The following is a 15705-nucleotide window of genomic DNA, read 5'->3' on the forward strand; positions in this document are numbered from 1 at the left end:
CGCTGTTTTGCAGCGGGGCCTTTTCTTTAAAACGAATGACTAAAAAATACTAAAGTCATTAACACAAATAATGGCAATAAAATGGCACAAGACCAGGCCATATAGCCAAAGAAGCTTGGCATTTTAATACCACGGTCTTCAGCAACGGCTTTCACCATAAAATTAGGCGCATTACCGATATAGCTCAGTGCCCCCATAAATACCGAGCCCGCCGAAATAGCCAGCAGCGTGGATGCCATTGGCCCCATCATTTGCACAGCATCGCCATGAGCCAGATTAAAGAACACCAGATAAGTCGGGGCATTATCCAGAAAGGCGGATAATAAACCCGTCATCCAGAAATACATATAATCAACCGGGCCACCACTGGCATTACTCACAGTATTAACCAGAGGCGCTAAATGCCCTGCCTCACCTGCACGCAAGATTGCAATAGCCGGGGCCATAACAATAAAGATACCGGCAAATAACTTAGCCACTTCTAAAATAGGACCCCAGTTAAAATCATTACCTGCCCGTATGGGCTTAGGCGTAAATTTCAAAGAAACCAGTGCTAATGCCAGTAAAATAAGATCGCGCATTAAATCCTGGATCGCCAGCTCTGTGCCTGCAATATGCCAGCTAATACCAGGCTTCCACACACCCGACATCACGACAGCAGCCACGACGGCGGCAATCAGAAAGAAATTGAATTTCCCATGGATTTTAATCGGCTTATCTTTGGTTTTATCAATCTCCAATACGCCTTCTTTTTTGAAATAATAACTATCAATAAAGTAAAACGCGGTGAGCAATAAAGCCGCAGCAAAAGCAACTAAAGGCAGCATATGGCTGAAGGTCCAGAAAAAATCCACACCTTTTAAAAAACCAAGAAATAAAGGCGGATCACCCAGAGGGGTTAAACCACCACCGATATTAGCCACCAGGAAAATAAAAAACACCACCACATGCACATTATGCTTGCGGTTGTCATTCGCCTTAATCAAAGGACGAATCAGCAGCATGGCAGCGCCTGTTGTTCCCATAATCGAAGCCAGTACCGTGCCTAATGCCAGCAAACCTGTATTTAGCTTTGGCGAGCCATGCAGATTTCCCCAAACCAGTATCCCACCAGAAATGGTATACAAGGCAAACAAAATCAAAATAAAAGGGATATATTCCTCAATCATTGCGTGTGCAATCACTCCCAGCGAAGCAGGCACACCAAAGACCATGGTAAACGGCAATAAGAAACACGCAGCCCAGAAAGCAGCGACCTTACCAAAATGGCTATGCCAGAAATGAGGTGCAAATAAAGGAAATAGCGCAATTGAAAGCAAGATACCTACAAAAGGCAAGGCCCAGGCCAAGCTTAATGTAGCGCCATCAAAATCTGCGGCTAAAGCAAGTCCTGGTAACAAACTTAAAGCTAGAAATAGGTGTTTTTTCATTTTTGGATAAATTCGATTTTGTAACCATCCGGATCTTCAACAAAAGCAATGATGGTGCTGCCATGTTTCATAGGGCCAGGCTCACGCACAACCTTGCCGCCCTTTGCACGCACATCATTACAGCGCATATAAATATCATCTGTTTCAATCGCAATATGCCCGTAAGCATTGCCCAGATCATATTTTTCGGTATCCCAATTATGGGTAAGCTCCAGCACTGTGCCACTGGCTTCATCTTCATAACCCAAGAATGCCAGCGTAAAACGGCCTTCTGTGAAGTCTGTGCGGCGCAATAAACGCATACCCAGCACTTCGATATAAAACTGAATAGATAGTTCAAGATTGCCCACACGGAGCATGGTATGCAGCAAGCGCATGACGATTATCCAATTCAAGAAAACTTAAGTTTACCGTGTTTCTGTAAACTTGCCGCATTAACACTTTTGCATAAATTCACGATTTTTTTACCCGCATAAAACTGCACCGGGGTAGGGAAATCAAAAAAAACAGATGCAATATCTGCCAACGACCATAATAAAAATTATTTATTAAAATCAGAGAGTAAACAACAAATTCTGCTGATTATGGCCGCAACTGGCCACGCAAGGCTTGACACAAAATCTCAATCCATTACAATGCGTCCTCTCTGAAGTGAGAGCGGGTCGTTAGCTCAGTTGGTAGAGCAGCGGACTTTTAATCCGTTTGTCGCAGGTTCGAATCCCGCACGACCCACCACTCTTCTCACTCAATGTGTGTTCAGGGCTGTTAGCTCAGCTGGTAGAGCAGCGGACTCTTAATCCGTAGGTCGACAGTTCGAATCTGTCACAGCCCACCATAATAGATGTGATATCTGGCCCAATCCAAAAGATTGGGCTTTTTGTTGTCCGCTCCCTGCACATGCCTCCATCAATCAGCGCTTAAGCTCTGATTCATTCAGCACCGTATTCTTGACACCGCCGCTTACACCAGCCAAACACCTTATATAACACACACCCCAGACCAAAAAGCATACCTTTATAAATTGTCGGCCCATTTTGCAGCAGCCCTGACTGGCTTATTCATTAAAACAAAACCAGCCAGCGCTGCAGAAACTCATAAGCCTGGCTTGTTATCAGGCCAATTGCTGCATCTCTTCCGGAACAATAGCGCCTATGCATTCGATTCGAATTCGACTCATTGTGTTATTTATCGTGATGACCACGTCCATCTTGGCTGCATTCAGCATTTATGCTCAGGGTTTGCTCTCCCATGAGCTGGAGTTGCGTTTTGAGCAATTGCAAAAAGAAACAATAAACCGGCTCACCATTAGCTTGCCCCGGCCGCTGTGGGATCTGAACCCTGCATCCGCGCATAGAATACTAAGCGCTGAAATACTGCCCGAAGAAGTACGTGGCATTTTAGTCTTGGATTTAGACGGGGAGCGATTTGCTTCTGTACAAAAAAGCTCAAACAAGCAAATTACAAACCAATGGACAGACATTCAGGGAATTCATATTACCCAGCCGCTTTACCGTGATATAGATGCCTCAAATAACACCAGCAAAAGCATACTCCTGGGCGAAGTAAACGTTTATTTCTCCAGGGAGCGCATTGATGCGGCTCTGAGCGCCAATATCTGGCGAAGAGCACTGGAAATCTTAGTCATAGACTCTATCCTGCTGCTGGCCTTTACATTCAGTTTAAGAATGGTGTTTACCCCTCTGAGCCAATTGCGTGATGCCCTCTTCGCTTTATCACGCCATGATGGTGATGAAGCAGAAGAGCTACCTGAAACGCAGCTTAGCGAGTTTAGTGAAGTCATTCAGGGCTTCAACCAGACTCAGCGCAAACTCAGGCGCATTATGGGCCGCCGCCGCCAGGCAGAAGACGCCAGTAAACAAGCCTATACCGATTTGCAGGCCGCTCAGGCATCTTTACTTCAATCAGAAAAAATGGCTTGTCTGGGCAGCTTAGTTGCCGGTGTAGCCCATGAAATCAATACCCCTGTTGGGATTGTACTGACCAGCGCCTCTGTACTCAGCGATGCAACATTTCAACTCAAAAATGCCATGAGTGATGGTGCAATTCGAAAATCTTCGGTCATGCTTTATATCGAAACAGCAGAACAGACATCCCAACTGATTATGAGCAACGCAGAACGGGCTGCCACACTAATCCAAAGCTTTAAACAGGTGGCTGTCGATCAGACCAGCGAGCTGCGGCGGGAATATAAATTAAAAGAGTATATCGATGAGGTGATTTCAAGCCTGCACCCTGCTCTCAAACAAAACGATGCCCAGGTCACGGTAAACTGCCCGGCAGAGATTGTTTTAGAGGGCTATCCAGGTGCAATGGCACAGGTCATTACCAACCTCACCATAAATGCGCTGGCGCATGCCTTTACCCCGGAAAAACAGGGGCAAATTGTAATCAGCGCAGAGCAAAACGGGGAGCTTGTAAATATGAGTTTCAAAGACAATGGCAAGGGCATTTCACAGGAGCATATCGGCAAAATATTTGATCCATTTTTTACAACAAAACGCGGCCAGGGCGGTACCGGGCTTGGTTTGAATATTGTATTCAATATTATCAATAAGCAATTTGGCGGCTCAATTACGGTGCAAAGCCTTCCAAATGAAGGCACACAATTTATACTGCAGTTTCCATCAGTCAGCCCACAAACGGCCCCCGGGCAGCTTTAAAAAATATATCAGCAAAAATATTTTTTATAAAAAGTTTGACAACATAAATTTATACGCTATAATCCGCATCTCTTTAGAGCGGGTCGTTAGCTCAGTTGGTAGAGCAGCGGACTTTTAATCCGTTTGTCGCAGGTTCGAATCCCGCACGACCCACCAAGTATATTAAGCATTTAGCCCAATCTTCGGATTGGGCTTTTTGTTTTTCAGCAGCCAGAACCGCTTTCAGCCCGACACACAGGTTGCTTTGTTTATCCCGCACAAACCTGCTCCGGTTCAAATCACACCCAGACATTATCCATTCGCCTATTTTTAATGGTGAGCCGCCTTTGCACGTCTATAACGATTTATCCCATATGCGGAGCATCGTTATGCGCTTCTTCTGTGCCCTTCTCTTTATCAATTCTGCATCCATGGCTGCCGGGCTCGTGCCCCAGCCAGGGCAATGGGAAATCACCAGTGAGATGCAGCCTGAACAAAAAGCAATGATGAGCCAGATGAAGCCAGAAATGCTAAAACAAATGCAGCAGCCCAATATGCACTTTGATCCCAAAGCCGGAACCATAATCATGTCGTCCTGCTTATCCAAAGACAAAGAAACCAGCTGGCAGCTGATGGGGCACAAGCAGCAGAAGAATTGCGACATGCCCAAAATCAGCAATAGTGGCAATACGGTCATTATGGATATGCAATGCCATCAGCCACACCCTTCAGCCATGCACAGCGTGATTCAATTCAGCCCGTCCAGAGACAGCTATCAGTTTGAACATCAGATAAAAGCTCAGGACAGAACAATGACGGTAAAAGGCAGCGCCAAGCGGCTAGGGGATTGCAAATAAGATGTGCAAAAGAAACGTGGGCAGAGCTGCCCACGCTAAGGAATATTTAGCCCTGGATACGGAAGGTACGCAGGAATGGGGTATTGGTTTGCGGCCCGAACCAGCGATTAAAAATCAATTCTGCTTCGCCGCTTTTCTCGGTTTCTAATAATGTTTCATTAACCAGATTAAGCAGGCGTTTTTCATTCAGTTTCACCGCGACAGAAAGAATCTCTGTGGCATTTGAAAAGCTCGACAATTCATAATGCGATTTCGCAATCATTGAGTTCAAAGCACCAGCCAATGTGGGTTCGTCATCCATCACCACATCTACAGCACCCTGCTCTAATGATTTAACGGCATCAGAAACGTCCGCATAAGCCACAACATTAGCTTTAGGGTAGAGTTTTCTGGACAAATCTTCGCCTGTAGTGCCCCTAGAGACAGCAATTCGCGCCCTGGATAAAGATTCTGAAGTGGGATATCTGCCCTTTTTACTCAAGGCTTTTTGGGAGGCAACAAAATAACCAATACTGCAAGCCACTTCACGCTCGCGTTCAGGCGTTTTAGTAAATGCAGCAACAATCACATCCACTTTGCCGGATTTTACACTGGGTATCCGCTCCGCCGGGTCTACATCCTGCACCAGCAGTTTAACGCCCAACTTTTTTGCAATAGCCGCTGCAAAATCAACGTCATAACCTGAAACAGTTTGATTTTTATTTCTTTGCCCAAATGGCGGAACATCTGCAGACACGCCCGCAATCAACGTACCACGCGCTTTAATTTTATCCAGCAGATCAGCATGCGCCAGCACGCTGCTCATACACAGTAAACCCGCCAAAAGTAATCGTTGCATACAAAGCTCCAGGCAATAAACAGCACATCATTGCCGTATCAGATTAGAGATAACTAATCTTAAAGCCCTTTCACAACGACAGTCATACTGTGGTAATCACCAACTGTGGAACACCCTTAACTGTGCTGGCATCCAAAATCAGCACAATAAGCAGTTTCACTTACTTTTGACGGGCTTTTATTACAAAATTGCAACACTAACATTACATGTAAAACTTACAAAATAATGCTCGGTGTTGTTAAATTAACCACGAATTTTAAAAGTACGTGGAAATGGTGTTGCCGTTTGCGGCCCAAACCACTGATTAAAGATTCGCTCTGCCTCACCGGTGTTTTCCATTTCAATCAGCGTTTCATTAATCAGATTCATCAAACGCTTTTCACCTAATTTAGCGGCGATGGCATAAATCTCGGTGGCATTTGCATAGCTGGATAATTCAAACTGAGTCTTATTGGACATCTTGCTTAAAGAGCGTGCCAGTGCAGGCTCGTCATCCACCACGGCATCAATTTTTCCATCTTCTAAAAAACGCACCGCTTCAGGAATATCATCAAAAGCAATAACCGTTGCCTTTGGATACTGCTTGCGTACCAAATCTGAGCCGGTTGTTCCGCGAGCTACGCCAATATTGGCTTTTGCCAAGGATTCTGGTGAAGGAAACTTACCCTTCTTTGATAAAACTTTTTGCGCGGCAACAAAATAGCCATTACTGCAGTTAACTTCGCGCTCACGCTCGGCTGTTTTTGTAAACGTAGCAACCAGGATATCAATCTTGCCCGTCTTAACCGCAGAAATACGCTCATTTGGATCTAAATCCTGCACTACAAGCTTTACGCCTAATTTCTTAGCAATCGCCCCCGCGAAATCCACATCGTAGCCAGAAACAGTCTGGTTTTTATTTCTTTGGCCAAATGGCGGGATATCGGCACGAACACCGGCCACCATAGATCCGCGGGCTTTAATCGTATCTAACAAGTCAGCGTGAGACGCTAGGCTGCTTAATGCAAACAACGAAGCAAGCAAAAATTTATTCATTTTTATATATCCTAAAGTTGTCACTGTCATTTACAAGCCGGTCAGGATTGCACCGATACATAAGCTTTTACTAATCTTATGCGTTTGAGATAATTTAACAATAGGGGATAAATCGCAGGTGCAGCTACCTAGAAACAGTGCTAACGCGTTTTTTAGCAGCAGATAAATAAAAACAGGCCGGCTTTTATGGATAAAAAACGCCTTCGGTCAGGCCTCTGTTGAAAACGGCTTACTCAAAATAAAACAGCCCCGCTGCGTTTACTTAAAAACGAGCGGGGCCATTAACCCAATCAAATAACATTTAACAGACTGGCTTTTCAAAGCAAATCCGCCTCAAAGCAGCAGCCACGCCAGCTTAAGACTCAATAAAGCTCCTGATCTGGCCTAATAACTCCTCTTCCTGATAAGGCTTTCCAAGGAAGGCATTCACGCCCAGCTCAAATGCGTAGTTCTTGTGTTTATCAGCAGTTCGCGAAGTAATCATAATGATAGGAATCTGCCGCGTGCTTTCATTGGCCCGCACATTCCGGGTGAGCTCAAACCCATCCATGCGCGGCATTTCAATATCAACCAGCATTACATCAGGAATCACATCAGAAAGCTGTTGCAAAGCATCCACACCATCTTTAGCAGTGAGGACCTGGAAGCCTTCACGCGCCAATAAACGGCCTGTGATTTTGCGCACCGTAAGCGAATCATCCACCACCATCACCAGAGGTGTTGTTTTCAGCTCTTCAGGAACCAGTTGTACCGCCGCACTGCGTGTTTCACCACGAGCGAGCAGGGTGAGTGGATTCATAATCATCACCACATCACCATTCCCCAGCACGGTTGCGCCGGTTACACCCGGAATGCGGGCCAGCTGTGGCCCAATGGTTTTCACCACCACTTCCTGATTGCGCACCAGCTCATCCACATGTAGCGCCATACGCCCGGTACCGCTGCGCAGCAACATAATGGTGTTGTAACGCTTTTGCTCTGGCACAGAGACTGCATCGCCTAAAAGCCTTGGCAGGTATGCAAAAGGATAGCGGTGATCCATCCACTCCTGGAAACGGTTTTCGTAAATTCGCTCTAAAACGCCGAGCTTAATTTCCTGAACCTGCTCAATCATTCCGGAAGGAATAGCAAATTGCTCTCCACCCGCTTTAACCAGTACAACCTGGGTCACGGCCAAAGTCAGGGGCAGATAAATGGTAAAGGTTGTACCCACACCAGCCTGGCTTGATACATCAATCCGCCCGCCCAAATCACCCAGCTTATTCTTCACCACATCCATGCCGATACCACGGCCGGAAAGTGCCGTAAGCGAGCTGGCCGTACTGATGCCCGGCTCGAAAATCAGCTCGGTCACCCTCTGATCACTTGCCTGCGGGCCAATTAAACCTTTTTCTACCCCTTTGGCCCGTAAAGACTCCAGATCAAGCCCTTTGCCATCATCTTTTAGCACCAGAACCAGCTCATTGCCTTCTTGGCGTACTTCAACCTGTACTTCACCAAACTCTGACTTGCCCAATGCAATCCGCTGCTCGGTGCTTTCCAGTCCATGGTCGATCGCATTGCGCAACATATGCTCAAACGGCGACATCATCTGATCCAGCACACCACGGTCTACTTCCACACGACCACCGCGCAGCTCCAGATTGACTTTTTTACCGACTTCCTTACCTGTCTGACGGGTAAGACGGTAAAGCCGGTCTGACAAGCTGCTGAACGGCACCATGCGCACACGCATCAGGCTTTGTTGCAACTCTTTGGTCATCCGCGCCTGCTGCATTAATGCACCAGTTGAATCATCGTGGTTTTTCAGCAAGTTTTGCTGAATCGTTGCAACGTCGTTAACGCTCTCGGCAATAAAACGGGTGACTTCTTGCAAACGTGTAAACCGATCGAACTCAAGCGGATCAAAGTTGGCCTCATGGCCATCCTGAATCTTTGCCTGCATTTGCGATTCAGCCTGAATTTCCAGCTCCCGGAGCTGGCTGCGCAAACGATTCACGTTTTCTGTTAAATCAAGCAGAGAGGTTTTCATGGTGATCATTTCGGCTTCAATACGCGATCTGGCGATCGATACCTCACCGGCCTGATTAACCAGCTGATCCATCAGCTCGGATTTAACCCGAATCGTGGTTCCGCTTTCCACTTCAGCAGCCACGGGAACAACGGCCTGCACAACCGGAGCAGGCTGCTTCACACCTTTTAATTCATCAGCCAGAGATTGAATCAAATCAAAATCGGCATCCAGCGCATCAAGAAGCGCAGCAGAATAGTGATTTCCTGCCGCCAGCAAACGGCTTTCCATCTGGTGAGCTACCTCACCCATACGCATGGCACCTGCCATCCGCGCACTGCCCTTAAAGGTGTGTAGCAGCCGCTTCAGGGCGCCTGATTCTTTCTGCACTTCATCCGGCAAGCGTAAACCACGCAGGGAGCTGCTGATTTGTTGCATCAGCTCATCCGCTTCTTCGATAAACACCGGCAACAGCTGCTCATCAATATCGTCGGCCTGCAGGCTGTCCAGCTCGGATTTACGCTGCACATCGTGCTTATCCATAAGCTGTTCAAACGGAGTAAGCGACTCCATATCCAGCAGGCTGACTACTTCTTCATCATCGTCCTGCTGATCCAGCAGGCTGCTCAGCGGTGACTGCGGCTCAGCGGCCGGCTCTGGCATAGCAGAAGGCTCAGGCAGAACAAGGACCTCAGCCTGATCAGGCAGCACATCACTGAAGCCGGTGTCCGCATCCTCTTGCAGAGCTTCTGCAATATCTGCCTCATGCTGATCATCAGATAAATGATCAAACGAGCTGAGCGCTTCAATGGGGTCTTCGTCTTTAAAGATATCTGCAGCGGGCTCGGCTGCAAACGCTTCAATCTGCGCTTCGCTTGCAAGTTCATCATGGTGCAGGGCAAGCGGCTCATCCTGCTCAGGCAACGCTTCAGCAACAGCGCTTTCCGGCTCCTCATGCAGGGCATCTGGTTCTGCAATATCCAGATCAAACGTTGTTTCAAGCAGGGCTTCTGGCTCATCCAGGCTTAACTCAAGCTCATGCTCTTCCTGCACAACCGGCGGCTCAATCAGCTCAAGCTCAACAAGCTGAGCTTCGGGTGTTTCATCCAGTGAAATTTCGTAGGTTTCAGCTTGAAGATTTTGTAAAGCAAGGATTTCTGCCTCTGCAAAGCCCGGCGCTTCAAGTGCAAAGATAGAATCAAGCATACTGGCAATACGAGTAACCGCCTGATCAAGTGCAGGCTCCTGCCCGATCACCATTTCACCCATCTGCTGCACAGCATGTTCAAGGCTGTAGGCTAATTCGCCCAAGCTGCGGAAACCTGCTGTTGATGCAATACCACCCAGAGTATGCGCAGCCAGTAAATAACTGGAAGGATGGCTGCTCTTGCCCCCCTGCAGAGTAAGCAGATATTGAGCTGCTTCCTTGCAGAACAATGAAAATAAGGATGCCGATACTGTGACCGTGCCGATCGTCACCTCATCACTTGCGCTTTGCTCACCTTCCAGCGATACGCTGATGCTTTCGTCTGGCACGCTGGCTGCGGCATCAAGCAGTGCTCTCAGCCGCTCTGCCGAAGCAATTAAATCACTGCCTTCTACCTGAGCAACACCCTCGCTGCTGAGCTGCTGCACCCAGACGGAGAAAGCAGTATGGGCCTGGGCAAGCAGTTGCAATAACTCCAGCGAAGCTGTTTTTTCAATTTGCATTAACTTGCTTAAAAGCTGCTCCATTGCCCATGCAACCTGGGCAAGATTGTTTAGCCCCACCATGCGCCCGCTGCCTTTCAGGGTATGGAAGCTGCGTCTTAATACGGTTAATGCTTCTCTGTCGTGCGGAGTTTGCTGGCAAACCAAAACCTGCTCAGCAATGCTGGCCAGTACTTCTGTTGCTTCTTCCAGGAACACCTCGAGCAGCTCAGCATCAACGGCTGCATCCGTTGCTGGCAGAGGACGGGAAGGGTCGGCAACGGCCTGTTGCACAGGCGCAGCATGAGCAACAGCATCAAGCTGCGGCTCAACTTCCAGTATTTCTAACTCGTTTTCCTGCTCATCAGCCTGCTTTGCACCGGTCAGCTTATCGATCATGCTCAGCAATGAGGCGGGCTCATCCCTGTTTTGTGCAATGCTGTCGATATAAAAACCAAGGCAAGATAAGCCTTCAGCCAGTAACTCAAGCTCTTCCTGAGCAGGCAATAACAACTCGCTCTGAGTGAATTGCTCGATTCTCTGCTGGCAAGCTTGCAACAGAGCAACGGCTTGCTGTTTCTCGAGCATCAGTAGAGCACCCATAATCTGGCGCAAGCTCGGATCAATCTTGCCTAATTCGCTGCCGTTATCAGGCTGGCGGAACCACGCATCAAGGATATCTTCAACAGTTTGTAAATTGCTGCGCATTTCATGCGCCAGCTGGGCTTGCAACAAACGTTCTTGTGCCTGCCGGGTAATTTCATCCAGATGAGGGACTTCATTTTTCAGAGAGGGGTTCAGCAGCCGCTGACACATGGCCTCAACCTGAGCAGGGAAGTCTTCTGCAATCAGGGGATAAATGGTGAGGCAGTTATCAATCAAAAGCAGTGCGGTAGCAACTTCCAGCGCATTTGCATCGCTGGGGGCCTGCTGATTTAAGTGCTGCACCGATGCAGAAATCGCTGGCCATAACTGATCCAGCCCCGGAATCGCCAGGGGCTCGGCACGCCGGGCGAGCGGTTCAAAACCTGCAATAAATGCACTTAAGCGCTCAAACTGGCCTGAGCAAACACGGCCCCAGCTTTCTTTACATGTATCTAACTCGTCACGCAGAGTGCGCGCCAGTGAATGGCGGTACTCAGATGCAGGCGAAAGCAGATCGCTGTCTGCGCCTGGCAGAAGGCTTTCTAAAGCAAAAGACTTGCGCAGCGCTAACGCCAGTGAGCTGCTGGTTTCCAGCATCAGCAATGCGTACAGAATATCGCGGTATAAGCGTTCAGCAACCTTGCCGGAGCCATCGCTCAAACGGCGCAATTGCATATTTAAACGTAGTACCAGTTGTTTCAGATCGACATCTGGCTCAGTCAGGCCTTGCTGATGGCTTAAGCCATCCAGTAAACCGGCAGCTGCCCACCAGAAGTGACGGGAAATTGCCAAAGACTGAGTAGCCGCAATCTCGGCCAGATTTTTAGCCATCACGCCAGCCGCCGCTTTGTCATTTGCGATCCAGCTCAGCAGTACGGCTTCAAAACGCAAACGACGCGCACGGACAAATGGCCCGGTTTCATTCGCTGCCAATGTACGGGCAGGTAAACCTTTGGGCAGGGACAATTCAGCCAGCTGAGGAAAAAACAGCTCCGAGCCACTGTCTGATGCCTGGCGCAAAGCCGCCATTTTTTTAAAGCTGGCCAGTAATCGAAGCGGCTGATTGGGCGCGCCCACAGCAATTTGCTCAAGATAGCGCCTGGCCTCAACAATAGAGCGCTGAATAATAGCTAGGGTGTCGGCGCTGATCTCATCTGCAACCAGCGTTTGTTCAATTTCTTCACAGAAACGGGCAAGGCCGGTGAGCTCAACCATTTGCACAGCACCATAGGCCTGATGCAAAAAGGTTCGGGCATGTTTCAGCAGTGCGCTGTCTTTGGTCTCGCCAAACTGAGCCAAAGCTTGCGACGCTTTTTGTAAAGTTTGCTCGATTTCGCTCTTAACCCAGACCAGAGAGCCCAGATCGAATTCGGTATGCGCGCTCATTTAAAGCCTATTTTCAAGTAACACTTCAACGTAATTCAAAGGTATGCAGGAATGACCAAGGCTTTCCCCTGCACCATCCTGCAATACCATGACCTAAAACCAGTCCGATTAAAGCTTAAAGCCTGAAGCGGAGTCTTTCAGCTCTTGCGCCAGAGAGGTTAGCTGCCCCACCGCGATCGCAGATTGTTTTGTACCTGCAGTCGTTTGCTCAGTAATGGCCAAAATATCACGCATGGATAAGTTAACCTTACTTGCCAGCTGGGTCTGATCTTCCGTTTCATGCGCAATCGATTCAATCAAACGCGCCAGGTCACGGGAAACCTGACCAATCTCGGTCAGAGCCTGACCCGCCGCATCAGATAGTTTTGCCCCTTCAACCACACCCTGAGTGGAAACCTCCATCGCCGCTACCGCATCATGGGTATCGGTCTGAATCGTTTTCACAATCGCACTAATCTGCTTCGTCGCCTCGCCTGAACGTTCCGCCAGGCGCTGCACTTCCTCAGCAACAATCGAGAACCCACGGCCAGCATCACCCGCCGCTGCAGCCTGAATCGCCGCGTTCAGAGCCAAGACGTTGGTCTGTTCGGTAATGTCAGAAATCAATTCAACGATTTCACTAATTTCTTGTGAGCTTTCACCCAGACGTTTAATCCGCTTCGCTGTTTCCTGAATCTGCTCGCGAATATCGCCCATACCCTTAATCTGATTCTGTACTGCCTCAGCGCCCTTCTCGGCAGCCATCAGGGATGACTGCGCCACGTTCGCTGATTCGGCCGCATTGCTCGATACACCGCGAATCGATGTCACCATCTGCTCAACCGTTTGGTTGGTGCCTTCAATCTCGACAGACTGACGCTCCGCAGCGGCCAGCAATTCATCAGAAATACCCTGAGCTTCCTGCGTAGCCGAAGTAACCTGCCCTGTTGCGCGGTTAATCTTGGTAATCAGGGAACGCAACTCTTCAATCGTGTAGTTAATCGAGTCAGCAATCGCGCCGGTCAGATCCTCTGTAACCGATGCACGAACAGTCAGATCCCCGTCCGCTAAATCCGCCATTTCATTCAGCAGGCGCAAAATCGCCTCCTGGTTCTTTTTATTCTCGGCTTCCAGTACCAAACGACGGCGTACCGATTCCTGGTTAAAGACTGAAACCAGTTGGTACAAAGAAAACAGAGCGATAACGATAAATGTAAATTCCAGGAAACCCGTTACAAAACTACCTGCTGTATTTTCATAAGCATCAGCGAGCTTACCTGTGTCTTGAAGCAGCTTTTCAGAATCAGTAACAATGCTTTGGCTGGCCAGTCGCGAACTAACCAGGGGCTGCATGTTTTTAGAGAAGGAGGTAATAACCACTTCAAAATCACGGAAGCGTTTATCAATTTCTTTTAATTTTTCAATCAGTGCCGGATTGCTGACCGCACGAATCTGTAAATCCGGATTTTGGCCATCCAGAAACGCAGTAATGATTTCATCGAATAAAACAGAGTCTTTACCTAATAAAGACACCACTTCAGGGTTGATCAGGTCATCACCAAAAACCGTATTGGAGTTTTTGGCCATACGCTGAGACAGCATGGATAAATGCTGAGCGTATTCCAGATCGCGTGCAGAGCCACCATTGGCGCCCAACATTTTGGCAAATTCCTGAGTGTTTTCCAGCAGAATCGCATCATTTCGGTTAATCGTTAAAACAGACTGACCAATCGTAACCAGCGCTTTTTCCTGCTTAAGAATCGTATCAACAGTAGGGCGCGCCGCATTGCTGCTAAAAGACTTTTTCCAGATGGCATTAACCGAATTAATCAGCTGAGTTGGGTTATGCGCCAATAAGCTGGCCAGCAATCCACCACCCGACAACTGCTTCAAGTTATCGTCAAAGCGAATGTATGCATCTTTTAAAATAGGGAATGCTTCTGCCTTACCCTGTACAGCCTGAGTAGATGCCCGGGCAATACGCTGCGAAAGCATCTGCATTTCAGTAGAAACCGCACGACGCTCAGCGTTATAAGACGAAGCCTGGAAAGCCAAAAACGCCGTAATAATAAACAAACCGGCAGACAGCAACATCACCGCCAGTAAAATAGCCATTTGCTGACGAATAGGCAGCAGGCCAATCAGTGGCAATGGTTTTTTTAACTGTGATTCATCGGCTTCTGGCAGGCTCAGCTTGCCCATAATCCATGTTGTTTTAGTCGGCTCATAAGTCGTATTCGCCGAAACAGGGGCTGCCTGTTTTCTTCCGGAAAAAAGGCGCTTAACGCCATCCAGATTCAGTGCCATTGTGTATTACTCCCGATCCTGTATCTATTTTTTATGGCTGCTGCTAATCAGCAGACCATTAAAACAACTACACCCTCACCACAACGCCCGGGCAAACCAACAGAAAAACTCAATCAAACCACTTAAGATGAGATTTCTGCCTAATCCTGCCAAACGCTTTTATGCGGGGATGCTACGTTTTTCAACGGCCAGCTATATTTGACCTGTTTGTAAAAAAGCAGGCTGTGCAACTAAAGCCTGAATATCTAAACATCGCCACGAAACACCTGCCGCATCGCGATAGGCATCCCCTGTCCAAGCAGATGAACGCGAGAGCAAAGAATCAGGCGTTAAATCAGCCAAATGCTTTAAACCAAGCATACGATCAACTAAAACAGCGCAATGCAAAATATGCCGGGGATGTACTAGCAATAATCGGGCAGCAGGCGTGGCCGATAAACTACCCGACCCCATAAACGCCGCCAAATCACTGACACTCACCAGATTTCCGCGCAAATTGGCGACACCCTTGAACCAGGGCTGGACCAGAGGAACCGTCGCAATTGCAGGTAAAGGCATTACTTCAGCGACATCGGATAAATCGACCAGCCAATTCTCACCACCGATCCTTACGCCCAAACGAGCATCCACTTGAGCTGTAGAGGTAACGCTTTTTAATCGCGCCATTACCCCTTCTTGATAGTCACGCAGGCTAATCCGTTTGGCCATGGTTTTTCCGCAGAAAGAAGCTTCAATTTATTTACACACAAAATCGCTGGCACATCAGGCTAAAACCAAAACTCAACATGACAATGGTTTAGTGCCATTGCATATAAAAATACTGGTTTTTACGAGTGAAGCTCCATTCGCACCTTACATGCTTTTCGCG

9 protein-coding genes and 3 tRNA genes are annotated in these 15705 nt (G+C 48.1%); 5 read left to right on the forward strand and 7 right to left on the reverse strand.

What is annotated here, in order from left to right; genetic code table 11:
- Positions 1-26 precede the first annotated feature (26 nt).
- Both CSQ88_RS02805 and gloA read right to left on the reverse strand, forming a co-directional pair.
- On the reverse strand, positions 27-1430 hold the full coding sequence (locus CSQ88_RS02805; protein ID WP_099396582.1) for a sodium:proton antiporter: 1404 nt from the start codon (positions 1428-1430) through the stop codon (positions 27-29).
- Entirely contained in the window at positions 1427-1807 is a 381-nt protein-coding gene (gene gloA / locus CSQ88_RS02810) for a lactoylglutathione lyase (RefSeq protein ID WP_099396583.1), read from the reverse strand. The genes CSQ88_RS02805 and gloA overlap by 4 nt, the downstream gene beginning before the upstream one ends.
- A 282-nt stretch (positions 1808-2089) precedes the next feature.
- Here gloA and CSQ88_RS02815 point away from each other — a divergent pair.
- The 5 genes from CSQ88_RS02815 (at position 2090) to CSQ88_RS02835 (ending at position 4947) form a co-directional block, all read left to right on the forward strand.
- Positions 2090-2165: transfer RNA gene (locus CSQ88_RS02815), tRNA-Lys, on the forward strand.
- 24 nt (positions 2166-2189) lie between these two features.
- Positions 2190-2265 (forward strand) — tRNA-Lys (locus CSQ88_RS02820).
- 316 nt (positions 2266-2581) lie between these two features.
- On the forward strand, positions 2582-4111 hold the full coding sequence (locus CSQ88_RS02825) for a sensor histidine kinase (protein ID WP_099396584.1): 1530 nt from the start codon (positions 2582-2584) through the stop codon (positions 4109-4111).
- A gap of 80 nt (positions 4112-4191) precedes the next feature.
- A tRNA-Lys gene (locus CSQ88_RS02830) sits at positions 4192-4267 on the forward strand.
- Between the two features lie 212 nt (positions 4268-4479).
- Complete coding sequence (locus CSQ88_RS02835) at positions 4480-4947, forward strand: DUF3617 family protein (RefSeq protein WP_180273505.1); 468 nt, start codon at positions 4480-4482, stop codon at positions 4945-4947.
- A 46-nt stretch (positions 4948-4993) separates the two neighbouring features.
- Here CSQ88_RS02835 and CSQ88_RS02840 read toward each other — a convergent pair whose 3' ends face one another.
- The 5 genes from CSQ88_RS02840 to CSQ88_RS02860 all read right to left on the reverse strand — a co-directional run bounded on the left by CSQ88_RS02840 (position 4994) and on the right by CSQ88_RS02860 (position 15545).
- Positions 4994-5785 carry a transporter substrate-binding domain-containing protein gene (locus CSQ88_RS02840; protein ID WP_099396586.1) on the reverse strand — a complete coding sequence of 264 codons (792 nt, stop codon included), beginning with the start codon at positions 5783-5785 and terminating at the stop codon, positions 4994-4996.
- A 243-nt stretch (positions 5786-6028) separates the two neighbouring features.
- A complete protein-coding gene (locus tag CSQ88_RS02845) occupies positions 6029-6820 on the reverse strand; it encodes a transporter substrate-binding domain-containing protein (RefSeq protein WP_180273506.1) in 792 nt (263 codons plus the stop codon).
- 355 nt (positions 6821-7175) lie between these two features.
- Positions 7176-12551 (reverse strand): Hpt domain-containing protein, encoded by a 5376-nt coding sequence (locus tag CSQ88_RS02850; RefSeq protein ID WP_099396588.1) that lies wholly within the window; start codon positions 12549-12551, stop codon positions 7176-7178.
- A gap of 108 nt (positions 12552-12659) precedes the next feature.
- A complete protein-coding gene (locus CSQ88_RS02855; protein WP_099396589.1) occupies positions 12660-14837 on the reverse strand; it encodes a methyl-accepting chemotaxis protein in 2178 nt (725 codons plus the stop codon).
- Positions 14838-15029: 192 nt separating this feature from the next.
- Positions 15030-15545, reverse strand: coding sequence for a chemotaxis protein CheW (locus CSQ88_RS02860; RefSeq protein ID WP_099396590.1), 516 nt, complete (start codon positions 15543-15545; stop codon positions 15030-15032).
- Between the last annotated feature and the right edge of the window lie 160 nt (positions 15546-15705).

This window comes from Iodobacter sp. BJB302 (genome assembly GCF_002735645.1).
Taxonomy (GTDB): domain Bacteria; phylum Pseudomonadota; class Gammaproteobacteria; order Burkholderiales; family Chitinibacteraceae; genus Iodobacter.

What these genes read in the sequence shown, in the direction of transcription:
- CSQ88_RS02835 (WP_180273505.1), top strand. Translation starts at nt 4,480, where the DNA reads ATGCGCTTCTTCTGTGCCCTTCTCTTTATCAATTCTGCATCCATGGCT.
- CSQ88_RS02840 (WP_099396586.1), bottom strand. Translation starts at nt 5,785, where the DNA reads ATGCAACGATTACTTTTGGCGGGTTTACTGTGTATGAGCAGCGTGCTG.
- CSQ88_RS02845 (WP_180273506.1), bottom strand. Translation starts at nt 6,820, where the DNA reads ATGAATAAATTTTTGCTTGCTTCGTTGTTTGCATTAAGCAGCCTAGCG.
- CSQ88_RS02850 (WP_099396588.1), bottom strand. Translation starts at nt 12,551, where the DNA reads ATGAGCGCGCATACCGAATTCGATCTGGGCTCTCTGGTCTGGGTTAAG.
- CSQ88_RS02860 (WP_099396590.1), bottom strand. Translation starts at nt 15,545, where the DNA reads ATGGCCAAACGGATTAGCCTGCGTGACTATCAAGAAGGGGTAATGGCG.
- CSQ88_RS02805 (WP_099396582.1), bottom strand. Translation starts at nt 1,430, where the DNA reads ATGAAAAAACACCTATTTCTAGCTTTAAGTTTGTTACCAGGACTTGCT.
- CSQ88_RS02855 (WP_099396589.1), bottom strand. Translation starts at nt 14,837, where the DNA reads ATGGCACTGAATCTGGATGGCGTTAAGCGCCTTTTTTCCGGAAGAAAA.
- CSQ88_RS02825 (WP_099396584.1), top strand. Translation starts at nt 2,582, where the DNA reads ATGCATTCGATTCGAATTCGACTCATTGTGTTATTTATCGTGATGACC.
- gloA (WP_099396583.1), bottom strand. Translation starts at nt 1,807, where the DNA reads ATGCGCTTGCTGCATACCATGCTCCGTGTGGGCAATCTTGAACTATCT.